At 33.5% G+C, this 11,785-nt stretch carries 8 protein-coding genes; 2 read left to right on the top strand and 6 right to left on the bottom strand.

Going from position 1 to position 11,785, the window contains the following annotated elements; all coding sequences use genetic code 11:
• Window positions 1-3: 3 nt before the first annotated feature.
• From NU08_RS21240 to NU08_RS21230, 3 genes are all read right to left on the bottom strand, one after another.
• Window positions 4-795, bottom strand: a complete 792-nt coding sequence (locus NU08_RS21240; RefSeq protein WP_129749046.1) for a gluconate 5-dehydrogenase — start codon at window positions 793-795, stop codon at window positions 4-6.
• A gap of 1 nt (window position 796) precedes the next feature.
• Complete coding sequence (gene kduI / locus NU08_RS21235) at window positions 797-1,636, bottom strand: 5-dehydro-4-deoxy-D-glucuronate isomerase (protein WP_129749045.1); 840 nt, start codon at window positions 1,634-1,636, stop codon at window positions 797-799.
• Between the two features lie 97 nt (window positions 1,637-1,733).
• The gene (locus NU08_RS21230; RefSeq protein ID WP_129749044.1) at window positions 1,734-3,200 is read right to left on the bottom strand and encodes an MFS transporter; all 1,467 of its coding nucleotides are present in this window, start codon (window positions 3,198-3,200) and stop codon (window positions 1,734-1,736) included.
• Between the two features lie 479 nt (window positions 3,201-3,679).
• Here NU08_RS21230 and NU08_RS21225 point away from each other — a divergent pair, with 479 nt between their 5' ends.
• Window positions 3,680-4,546 carry an alpha/beta hydrolase gene (locus NU08_RS21225; protein WP_242502625.1) on the top strand — a complete coding sequence of 289 codons (867 nt, stop codon included), beginning with the start codon at window positions 3,680-3,682 and terminating at the stop codon, window positions 4,544-4,546.
• Between the two features lie 85 nt (window positions 4,547-4,631).
• Here the strand turns inward: NU08_RS21225 and NU08_RS21220 are convergent, their stop codons facing one another.
• The 3 genes from NU08_RS21220 to NU08_RS21210 all read right to left on the bottom strand — a co-directional run bounded on the left by NU08_RS21220 (window position 4,632) and on the right by NU08_RS21210 (window position 9,708).
• Window positions 4,632-6,005: a PepSY-associated TM helix domain-containing protein gene (locus NU08_RS21220; RefSeq protein WP_129749042.1), complete on the bottom strand. Its 1,374-nt coding sequence runs from the start codon at window positions 6,003-6,005 to the stop codon at window positions 4,632-4,634.
• A 135-nt stretch (window positions 6,006-6,140) separates the two neighbouring features.
• A complete protein-coding gene (locus NU08_RS21215) occupies window positions 6,141-7,373 on the bottom strand; it encodes a DUF4374 domain-containing protein (protein ID WP_129749041.1) in 1,233 nt (410 codons plus the stop codon).
• 25 nt (window positions 7,374-7,398) lie between these two features.
• Window positions 7,399-9,708: a TonB-dependent receptor gene (locus NU08_RS21210; protein ID WP_242502624.1), complete on the bottom strand. Its 2,310-nt coding sequence runs from the start codon at window positions 9,706-9,708 to the stop codon at window positions 7,399-7,401.
• Window positions 9,709-9,899: 191 nt separating this feature from the next.
• On the opposite strand from NU08_RS21210, the gene NU08_RS21205 reads away from it, so the two are divergent.
• Window positions 9,900-10,931 carry an AraC family transcriptional regulator gene (locus NU08_RS21205; protein WP_129749039.1) on the top strand — a complete coding sequence of 344 codons (1,032 nt, stop codon included), beginning with the start codon at window positions 9,900-9,902 and terminating at the stop codon, window positions 10,929-10,931.
• Window positions 10,932-11,785 lie beyond the last annotated feature (854 nt).

The following is an 11,785-nucleotide window of genomic DNA, read 5'->3' as shown; positions in this document are numbered from 1 at the left end:
GAATTATTCTTCGTTTGAAGGTTTTCCTATTGTAGCTAGGATTCCACCATCTACATATAAAATGTGACCGTTTACAAAATCACTTGCTTTTGATGATAAAAATATCGCCGCTCCAGCCAAATCGCTTGGATCACCCCATTTTGCTGCAGGAGTTCTGCTGATGATGAAATCATTAAACGGATGTCCGTCAACTCTAATTGGTTTGGTTTGTTCTGTTGCAAAATATCCAGGACCGATTCCGTTGATCTGAACATTGTATTTTGCCCATTCTGTTGCCATGTTTTTAGTCAGCATTTTCAAGCCTCCTTTTGCAGCAGCGTAAGCAGAAACTGTATTTCTTCCCAACTCACTCATCATCGAGCAAATGTTGATGATTTTTCCTTGACGTCTTTCAATCATTCCTTTTGCAACATGCTTAGAAACAATAAACGGACTTACTAAATCTATATCAACTACTTCTCTGAAATCTGAAACTTCCATATCTAGAAGCGGAATTCTTTTAATAATTCCGGCATTATTGATCAAGATATCGATTGGTCCAACTTCACTTTCGATTTTTTGAACCGCAGTTTTCACTTCTTGCTCTTCTGTTACATTAAATTTGTAACCAACTGCATTAATTCCTTCGTTTTTTAATTCTGCTACAGCATGATCAATTTTTTCTTGAGATGAATTTCCGTTCACCACAATTGTAGCACCCGCCTGACCTAATCCCTTTGCCATTGCCATTCCCAGACCGTGAGTCGAACCTGTGATAAGGGCAACTTTTCCTTTTATATCAAATAAATTTGTCATCTTATCTTAAATCAGTGATTTTACAAACATCCATATCTCCGTAATCTAAGTTCTCTCCTGCCATTCCCCAAATAAATGTATAGTTGCTAGTTCCAGAACCTGAGTGAATAGACCAAGGTGGAGAAATTACTGCCTGATGATTGTTCATCCAGATGTGTCTTGTTTCTTGTGGCTGTCCCATAAAGTGACAAACTGCCTGATCTTCTGGAATATCCAAATAGAAATACACTTCCATTCTACGATCGTGAACGTGAGCTGGCATGGTATTCCAAACACTTCCTGGTTTCAATTCTGTCATTCCCATCTGCAATTGGCAAGTTGTAACCACACTTCCAATAATCATTTGGTTTACGGTACGGTGATTTGCCGTTTCCATTTTTCCCAATTGTAATTTATTAGCTTCAGCTAAACTTACTTTTTTAGTTGGGTAAGTCGTGTGCGCAGGCGCAGAGTTTAAATAAAACTTAGCAGGATTGTTTTTGTCATCACTTTTAAAAACCACCTCTTTATTTCCAGCTCCGATATACAAAGCATCTTTAAAACCTAACTCATAAGCTGTTCCTTCTACAACAACAGAACCGCTTCCTCCTACATTAATAATTCCAAGTTCTCTTCTTTCTAAAAAATAAGGCGCTTTTAAAGGATCGATTGTTTCTAAGGCTAAATCTCCTTTTACAGGAACTGCAGAACCTGCAATGTATCTATCATAATGCGAATAAACCAATACCACTTCATCTTCCTGCATTAAGTCATCAATTAAGAATTCTTCTCTCAATTGCTGTGTATCATATTTTTTTACAGCTTCTGGGCTTGACGCGTATCTTGAACTATATTTTGTCATAATTTAAATAAATGTAATCGATTGCACAAAATTAATTTTTTAAATGGAATAACCATAATTGAAATGAAAAAAATATTTCAATTATGTCTATTTTTCTTTATAAATCAGTTATTGGAGCATATTTAGGAACCAATGATTTCATTACAATCCAGCCTGTTAAGTAACAAACAGCACAAATAGAGAAAATAATAAAATATCCAGCCTCAATTCCTTTGAATCCCATAAAGACCATATTAGTGTCTTTTGCATAATCAAACAATACTCCTGAACCTTTATTAATCAAAGTTGATCCTAATCCTCCTGCTAAACCTCCTATTCCAGTGATAGTTGCAATTGCTTTTTTAGGAAACATATCTCCTACTGTAGTAAAAATATTTGCCGACCAAGACTGGTGTGCTGCTCCCGCAATTCCGATAATGACAACAGGAACCCAGTAACTAATATATCCTAATGGCTGTGCGATCAAGGCTAATAATGGAAAAAATGCAAAAATCAACATCGCTCTCATTCTTCCTTCATACGGATTCATTTCTTTTTTCTCAACGAAATACGTTGGTAGCCATCCTCCAATGATAGATAATAATGTAATCATATAAAGTACAAATAATGGAAAAGCAGCTTCTGTAGAATCCATTCCGTAAACAGAACTTAAATAAGCTGGAGTCCAGAATAAAAAGAACCACCAAACTCCGTCTGTCATGAATTTACCAAACGCAAACGCCCATGTCTGTTTGTATTTAAAACAATCTGCTAAAGAAACTTTTCCTTTAGCTTCAGGTTTGAAACCAATTTTACTATCCTCAATATCATCTTGTTGAATATAAGCCAATTCTTCTGCTGTAACTTTAGAATGTCTTTCTGGCTTATCGTACATAAACATCCAAAATCCCATCCAAACAAAACCTAAAGCTCCAATAATAATGAAAGACATTTCCCATCCGAAAGATTTTGCGATAAACGGAATCGTAATTGGCGCTGCTAAAGCTCCTACAGTTGCTCCTGCATTAAAAATACTAGTTGCAAAAGCTCTGTCTTTTTTAGGGAAATATTCTGCTGTTGTTTTAATTGCCGCAGGAAAGTTTCCTGCTTCTCCAACTGCTAAAACGAAACGTGCAAAAATAAATAAAGCCACACTCACATTGATTACCAACGCTGTATCGCTTATTGTACTGATTATTTCTTTTGAACCATGAAAACTCACAAACCATTCTCCTGTAATAATTCCTGAAGTAGCTATTCCGCAAAAAGCATGAAGACAAGCTCCCACAGACCATATTCCGATTGCCCAAAGAAATCCTTTTTTAGTATCCAACCAATCCACAAATCTTCCAGCAAACAGTAAAGAAACTGCATAAAAAATAGAAAATAATGCAGTGATATTTCCGTAGTCATTGTTTGTCCAATGAAATTCTGGTGCAATAAAATCACTCCAAGTTAAAGAAAGAACTTGTCTGTCCAGATAATTGATCGTAGTTGCAAAAAATAATAATGCACAAATACTCCAACGGTATTTTCCTGTGGTTTTAACACTCTGATTTACTGCAACAGTTTCGGTTTGATTCATAGTAAGTGGGTATTATAGTTTTGTAATTTTTGGCAATCTTAAAGATTCTCATTACTGCTTTCTAAGAATAGTATAATCAATAAATTAATACCTTTGGAGAGAAATAATGTAATCGATTGCACAAATATAGTTTTTAATCTGTACAATCCAAATAATATTGTGTAAAAAAATAATTTAGTTCGTTAAAATAAACATATTATATAAAAAAAGGAATACAAAATTACACATTAAACAATATATTTGTTAAAAGCCAACATGTGAAATTTATCCTTTTGTTGGGGTAAAATTGTCCCATAAGCTAACTTTAAACAAACCAATTTTATGTATTTTTAGATTCTTCGGTTTTTCGCTTGCATTTTCAAATACAAAAACATAAATAATTACAAACCAAATAATTATAAATTAAATTGAAAACTACTAAAATACAATTCTCAAGAGGCATTACGTTGAGTTTTCTTCTTTTCTCAGGACTATTTTGTATGAGTGCACAAAATCAAGTAATCCCGTTGTGGAATAAAATTCCTGATGAAATAAAAGCTCCTGATTATAAAGAAAAACCAGAACTGAAAGATGGAAAAATGCAAAGTACAAGTCAGGTTTCTGTACCTACTTTAAGCATTTTTATTCCTAAGGAAGCAAAACCCAATCTAACCGCTGTTATAATTTGTCCGGGCGGCGGCTACACCCATTTAGCGTTTGAAAAAGAAGGAACAAAAGTAGCTGAATGGTTCAATAGCTTAGGAATTGCAGCTTTTGTATTGAAATACCGCATGCCAACTAATTTAACGATGAAAAATAAAAATGTTGGTCCGCTGCAAGATGCGCAAGAAGCCATTCGCTATGTAAGACAAAATGCAGCAAAATGGAATATTGATCCTAATAAAATTGGAATTTTAGGTTTTTCAGCTGGAGGACATTTAGCGTCTACAGCTTCAACACATTACGATGACAAAGTTTATGAATCGGCATATAAAGTGAGTGCACGCCCGGATTTTTCGCTGCTGATCTATCCTGTAATTTCAATGGAAAATGAAATCACCCACAAAGGCTCTCAAACCAATTTACTTGGAAATAATCCTTCAAAAGAGTTAATAGATTCTTATTCAAACGAAAAGAGAGTAACTTCTAAAACACCTCCTACATTCTTAATTCATGCGACAGATGATACTGTAGTTATTCCAGAAAACAGTATTAATTACTATTTAGCGCTAAAGAAAAACGGAGTTACAGCAGAATTGCATATTTATGAAAAAGGTGGCCACGGATTTGGATTAGGTGTTGCTGACACTAGCAAATTCTGGACAAGAGATTGTGCTGAATGGCTAAAATCAAACGGTTATAATTAAAAAAGAAAGGCAAAACTTTTACAAGTTTTGCCTTTTATCAAAAAAAAAAAAAACAAAAAGGAATTATAAAAACAATTTTATATGTCTAAGCAGTAACTTCTTGTTCTGCTGTATTTTTCAATTTAGAAACAGGAATTGCTTTAGTCGCCACTTTAGTTTTTGCAGCAGGTTTCTTTTTACCAAACTTTTGTTTTCCCCACCAGATAATAAATCCAGTAATTGGCAAACTGGCAGAAATTAAACTTGCCAAAAACGCAATAATTTTTCCCGTAAGTCCAAGAACACTTCCTACGTGAATGTCATAATTCATACGTCGGATTTTATCTGGAATATTAGCTTCAATATATTTTCCTGAAAATGGAGTCTTAATCGAGATTTCTTTCAAAGTCTGCTGATCAAAATTATATCGGTCCATATTATAAAAAGTGTGTCTTTGCTTGTAAACAAAAGCACCAATCGGATCTGCAGGTTTCGCAGGAATACTGATCAAAATTCCGGCTGCCTGAGGATTTTCTTTTCTTAAATTCAGCAAAACTTTGTCTGCTGTTGTGATATTAAATGCAGCAACGTGAGTTGTATCTGATTTTGGAGATTCACGGTTTTCAACCAAAGGCTTTCCTCCAGAAGTTACCCAATATAAAGATTTACTCCACCATCCAAAACTCCATACTAAACCTGTCACGGCTATGAAAAACAGAAATATACAACTGTAAAAACCAAGCACATTATGCATATCATAATTGACACGTTTAAAACTGGCATCCCATTTAATCTTAAAACTTTTATCAATAATAGATTTAATCCATTTTGTTGGCCACCATAAAACGATACCCGAAATCAGTAAAACCACAAAAATTAAAACTGCAACTCCAACAATTGGCCTTCCAATATCATAAGGAAGCCACAAAGCACGGTGTCCGTTTAAAATCCATCTGAAAAAATCTGGCGATTCTCCTCTTGAGAAAGTTTTTACGTTTAATATATCTCCCGTATATGGATTCATATAAACGCTTATAAAAGTTCCTTGTCTCCTTCCTCCTTTGCGTTTTTCACCCTTTCCTTTTTCTTTGCCTTTTTCATTTGGCTGAGCTTTTAATTCAGATTTCCCTTTTGCATTTTCATTTTTAGCAAAATCTTTTCTTCCTCTTTTATGCTCTCCTTTCTCACCACGGCCTCCCCTTTCACCCTCTTCTTTTTTCTCTACAAAATAACCAACAATAGCCGCTTCATCTTTAGCCCCAAAAGTTACACTGGTTGCTTTTTTGTCCTTCATTTTTTTATCTGAAATTGAGACCAATTGAGACGGCAGTAAAAATGCTTCTTTCTGAGGTTTTACAAAACGCCAGTCTTCAATAAAATCTTTAATTTCATTTTCAAAAACATAAATGCAGCCTGTAAGACTAACAATTACTACAATGATTCCAGATGCCAAACCAAGCCACAAATGCAACCAGGCCATGATACGCTTAAAAAACGACTTTTTACTTTTTTTCTTGTTATTTGGTTTTGAAGAAGAAAACATAATTGGATAGATAATAGGATAAATAAAAAAACCGCAAGTCCTCATCAAATAAGGACTTACGGCAAAAAAATATTAGTATTTTAATTTTTGGATTGCAGTAATTTGTCCACCTTCAACCTTCATACCTTTTGTTGCAACAGCTGTTGTACCATTGATTGAGTAAATCCAGTTTCCGTCAGGTGTATTGATACCTACAATTGCAGAATTTCCGTCTTCTGAAGTAATATTGTAGCGGCTAGTTACAGAAGTTAAAGTTGCTGGAGCATTTGTTACCCATGTAAAAGTTTGGTTGTAAACATCGGCAATTGCCATTTTAACTGCACCATTGTTTTTACCCACATTTCCGTACATTAACAATAAGAATTTACCTTTTGAAATATAAGTTGTAGAAGAAATTTTATATCCACCAGATTTTTCTTGAACATTAAAGAAATAAGATTTGTCAAACTCTGTAGTTCCTTTTTTAATTTTCACAATCGCAGAAGGTTTTGTAGAAGTCATCACAGCATTGCTAGTAGCAATTGCTCCAGAGAAACCGTAAGCGTCTCCATTTTCGTCTTGGAATAATCCGTTTGTGAAATAAGCTCCTAAATAACTTGTACGGTTATCTTTAATTACTTTTTCTAATTTCAATTCTGGGTAGTTGTAAACTGCAACCCAAGTACTATCTGGATTTGCAGTTCCAAAGTTGTCTACACCATCTCCTTTGATACTCATATAAGGCATATAAACTTTATCACCTACTTGAGTTGCCCAAGTATAGAAAGCTCTTTCTCCATTTCCAGCCAATTTCTTAGTGTCTTGCTGAGCTTCACCAGTAATAAGCGATTTTTCAGCATCGATTTTGTACATAGAGGCGATAGAAGCACCACTTCTCGGAACTTTAATAGTCAAAATATCTTTGTTTATAGCAGCAAATACGTGAACCGTTTCTGCTTGAAAATCTGATTTTTTAACCAATTTTCCTTCAGCGTTTAAGTTGTAAGTTGTTACAGCTCCAGGATTTCCTTGTCCGTAAAGCAAACTGAAGAAGTTGTTTTGCGCTGTAATATAGTAACGGTAAGTTCCGTCTTGCTCCAATCCGTTTCCTGTAGTGGTAATAGAACCTGTAGAAACATCGTCTGTAGTTAATAAATAATCTGCAATTCCGGCTGCTCCTGTTGTTGCCGTAATAATATATTTCGTTTTTCCTGTATCAGTCCCGCCGCCAGTTTCTCCTCCTGATTTATCAGAATCACTGCTGCAAGAAAAAGCTGTAAAAACTATAACAGCTGATAATAACGCTAATGTGGTACTTTTTTTCATTGTAATATAGTGTTTGTATTAAAATTTAATTATTTGATTTACTGAAGTAATATCTAAACTTGATATAAAAAGCTCTACTTGGCTTTTGCAATGAGAAATTGTCAAAAAGCTTGTTGTCAAGAAAGTTTTTGCATTCAAAAGCAATATTGTATTTTCCGTTTGCCATTGTGCAAACAGCATTTAAATCATGGCTAAACTGTTGCGGAATTTCTAGTTTGCTATCCTTGCTTCCCATGCTTGGCCAAGACAAATAATACGTATGAACATATAACAGATTATAGCCTACAGACAGATTATTTCCTTTTTTCCAAACATTATTAAAGAACATTGTCGCATCAGCATTACCAAAGAGATATGGCATATTCGGAATTCTGTCATTATAAAAAGGAGACACATAATTTTGATTTGGCTCGTACATTGTTTTGTTTCTAATGTTCTGGTATGTTGCGTTGAAACCAGCCGTAAAACGATTCCCATAAGAATATCTTACCTCTCCATCAATACCATAATTGGTAACTTTTCCCTGATTGACATTGGTAGTCATGGTCTGATTGTTATTCAATGTCGGACGAATAAAATCGACTGCATTTCTATGCAAAAGATTCACATCAAACGATAAAGCATTCTTTTCGCGGAAACTGGTCTGATAACTCGCTCCAATATTGTAGTTGTTGCTTGATTCAGGTTTTAAAGAAAGGTTTCCTTCTAAATTATCATTTACATTACCAAAGATTTCCTCTGGAGTTGGCAGTCTGTATGTCTTTTCGTAAGAAGCTTTAATCTGCAAATTATGTTTCAAGTAATAACTCGTAGCAGCCCCATATCCAGTTGTAGAAGTATGGTCTACATATTTCTGATAGGCAATATCTCCAGCGTTTCCAGACGGATTATAACTTCTTGAATAAGTAGTTTTTAACGAATAATCTTTTAAGAATACAGAAGTACTCCATTTATCATTGTAATCTAATTTATAACCCAATCCTAAAACATTCTTTTGCGTTTTCTTAGGCTGTTTATACACCAAAGATTCTGGAACTAATTCGTCACTTTCTTTACGATCAAACGTGTTAAACGTATTATTGACCATAAACGAATGTCTGTCATTAAGTGTGTAAGTAGCATTGGCCGTCGCTACTCCATTATTATTGTAAAACTTGCGCAGAGTTCGGCTTCTTTCTCCTCCGTCACCATCATATTCTTTATAGTCGCCAAACCAATTGTATCTTCTAAAAACAGTATCTATATTCTGTTCATAACCAAAATTGTAATTTCCAGTAACATTTACATTCAGACCTTTTGTAAATAAATCTCTAACCTGATATTTCAAAGTAGGCATTACAATACTTCCTTTTCTGTAAATCTGACCAAAAACGCTTACCATTCTGGCTCCAGTTTGAATATCAGCTTTGTTTTCACCACCAGTAAATCCGATCATTAACTTATCAGCGTATTTTTTTCCAGTTATTCCAATATTGAAAATCACGGTTTCATTACGATATTTATCGTGAAAACGTCTCACTCTTTGATTTGGGAAATAAGCTCCAGTATTTAAATCTGCGACATCAACATTTACCCAATAATTATTATCTGAATAGTTTTGAAAAGCATTAATTTCTGTTGTAAAACCGCTTTTTGCAGTATATCCAGCATTAATACTTGAACGATGTGTATTAAAAGATCCGAACGAATAAGAAGCATCAATAAAAGTTCTAGGTTTACTGTTTGTTACAATATTGATCGCTCCGCCTAAAGCATCTCCACCCAACCAAATTGGCACAACACCTTTGTAAACTTCTACGCGATCCGCTAGATTGATTGGAATATTATTTATCTGAAAAGAAGAACCAAAATTATCCATCGGAACGCCATCAATAAATACTTTAATTTGATTTCCTGAGAATCCATTGATCGAAAGTTCTGATCTTGAACCTACTCCGCCTGCTTCACGGTTTCGAACTCCCGAAACGCGATCTAATGCATGAGATAAATCTAAAGTTGAATTGTGAAGCTTTCTAGCATCTATTGCAGTTACACTGTAAGCTTGTTTATTTACTTTTTCTGTTTGAGATCTTCCTAGTACAGTTACACTTTCTAACTCTTGCAATTCATTTTCCATTTTAATCGAAACATCTAAATTACTTGCTGAAACTTCGATCTGTTTTTTCTGAACTGCAAACCCAACTGCGGAAACTTTTAGAACATATTTTCCTGGAGCAACATTTTTGAAAATATAATTCCCATTTTCATCTGAAATCACACTCAAATCCGTTTTTTCAATAATAACCGTTGCAAACGGAATTGTCTCTCCAGAATTTTCAACAACTTTTCCAGACACCAAAAAGCCCTGATTTTGCTGGGAAAACGATAAGAACGTAAATAAAAAAAACAAACAGGCAAATAAAATTTTTTGAGTTGACATATATTTAATTAGACTAATTATAAATAACTTTGCTGCAAAAGTACCATCAACGTCTTAAAAAAAGATAGGGAAAAACGGATTATTATTTTGTAAAAACGGATTAAATTTTGAAAATCAAAGCCACACTTTTAACGTCAGAAACGCCTATAATTAAAATTCAAATTGGAGATAACTATTATCCAAAAAGCATTTTAACCGAAGAAAATATCAATATTCAAAATGGAGATTCTGAAAAAATTATAAGCCGACATCTCATCACCGAAGGATTAGTTCTCCTTGATACTCAGATGTATTATTCAACTCCTAGAACCGTAATGTTTGAAATCGATGAAGAATCGGTTGTGATGAATTTTATTTATAGCAGTAATGTTGAAACTCATATTGATCAATTGGAAAGTGAAAAGTATTCTAAAAAAAACACGCATAATATTTTTTATACCAATAATTTTAAAGGTTTCTTTACAATACCAGCCCTCACAAACATCAATTACATGTCTATTATTCTTTCCAAAGAATTTTATTATAATATAATTAATGAAGATTGGCAGCTTCATGAGAAATTCTCAAAAAAAATACTCAATAAACAATCTACTTATTTAACCTCAAAATACCTTCCTTTTACACCTGCAATTCAGTGGGTAACATCTGAAATAAAAAACTGCACTCGAGAAGGCGTATTAAAAAGAATTTATATCGAAAGTAAAATTAAAGAGCTTCTTATTCATCAGCTTGAAACTTTAACCATTAAGCCTATAGCATCAGAAAATATAAACGATGAAGATTATAGCAAACTCTTAGAAGCAAAAAAAATATTAGAAAACGATTATAGAAACACACCCACTCTACCCGAACTTTCCAGACTTATTTCGTTAAACGAGTTCAAACTCAAAAAAGGTTTTAAAGCTTGTTTTGGCACAACTGTCAAAAGCTATATCATAAAACTAAGAATGGAACATGCCAAAGAATTGTTTCAAAACAAAACTGCTACGGTAAGTGAAGCCGCTTATAAATGTGGCTACAAAGACGTTTCGCATTTTTCGGCAGCATTTAAAAGCTATTACGGTTTCTCGCCTCAAAAGTTCAAAATCAATACCGATAGTATTCAATTTTGGCTAATTGGCTTTTCATTATTGTGGTAAAAAAAAGGGTCTTAAAATTACGTCCGTCGACTTAATCTTAAAACCCTAAAAAAATTAGACATTAATGTATATTGCAAACTTATATACAAATACCCACGATCAAATGAATATGTCAAAATTTCAATGTAAAAACGTTTCTCCAAAAACAGTTTTTTATAGAAATTAAATGATTCCCAAAAAGGTAAAGGCCATCACCGTTTTCAAATTTCTACAAACCAAAATTAAAATTCGCAAAATAGATAACCTTACGGTTTTCCTCATTGTGTGAAAAAATTAACATTCTTAACTTTAACTTAAAAGCTTAAGTTACTGTACCGCAAAACATTGATAAAATTCTATTTAACGTAAATTTGTCAAATAAAATACTAGTTTCTAAACTAGATGGCCTCTAAAATTATATTTCTTATTCTAGATTAAGAGCTTTCTTTGTCTTCATCGCATACATTTGCAATGTAGATTAGAAGTTCTATTAAAAACTGAAATCGAAAACAAGAAAAACTCAGTATCTGAGCATCTTAGCGTCTTAGAAACTTAAAAAAATCTTTCTTATTCTAGATTAAGTTGAAGCAAAATGGCAACTAATACATTTGCAATATAAATTACAAGTTCTGTCAAAAACTGAAATCATAAACAAGAAGAAAACTCAGTATCTGAGCATCTTAGCATCTTAGAAACTTAAAAAATCTTTTCTTTTTCTAGATTAAGTTGAAGCAAAATGGGAACTAATACATTTGCAATATATATTACAAGTTCTGTCAAAAACTGAAATCAAAAACAAGAAGAAAACTCAGTATCTGAGCATCTTAGCGTCTTAGAAACTTAAAAAAATCTTTTCTTATTCTAGATTAAGTTGA

The organism is Flavobacterium anhuiense, assembly GCF_004151235.1.
In the GTDB taxonomy this organism is placed as follows: domain Bacteria; phylum Bacteroidota; class Bacteroidia; order Flavobacteriales; family Flavobacteriaceae; genus Flavobacterium; species Flavobacterium anhuiense_A.
Note: the sequence above shows the minus strand (reverse complement) of the source record. Positions and strands in the feature narration are given on the sequence as shown.

What these genes read in the sequence shown, in the direction of transcription:
- NU08_RS21240 (WP_129749046.1), bottom strand. Translation starts at nt 795, where the DNA reads ATGACAAATTTATTTGATATAAAAGGAAAAGTTGCCCTTATCACAGGT.
- NU08_RS21230 (WP_129749044.1), bottom strand. Translation starts at nt 3,200, where the DNA reads ATGAATCAAACCGAAACTGTTGCAGTAAATCAGAGTGTTAAAACCACA.
- NU08_RS21225 (WP_242502625.1), top strand. Translation starts at nt 3,680, where the DNA reads ATGAGTGCACAAAATCAAGTAATCCCGTTGTGGAATAAAATTCCTGAT.
- NU08_RS21220 (WP_129749042.1), bottom strand. Translation starts at nt 6,005, where the DNA reads ATGGCCTGGTTGCATTTGTGGCTTGGTTTGGCATCTGGAATCATTGTA.
- kduI (WP_129749045.1), bottom strand. Translation starts at nt 1,636, where the DNA reads ATGACAAAATATAGTTCAAGATACGCGTCAAGCCCAGAAGCTGTAAAA.
- NU08_RS21215 (WP_129749041.1), bottom strand. Translation starts at nt 7,373, where the DNA reads ATGAAAAAAAGTACCACATTAGCGTTATTATCAGCTGTTATAGTTTTT.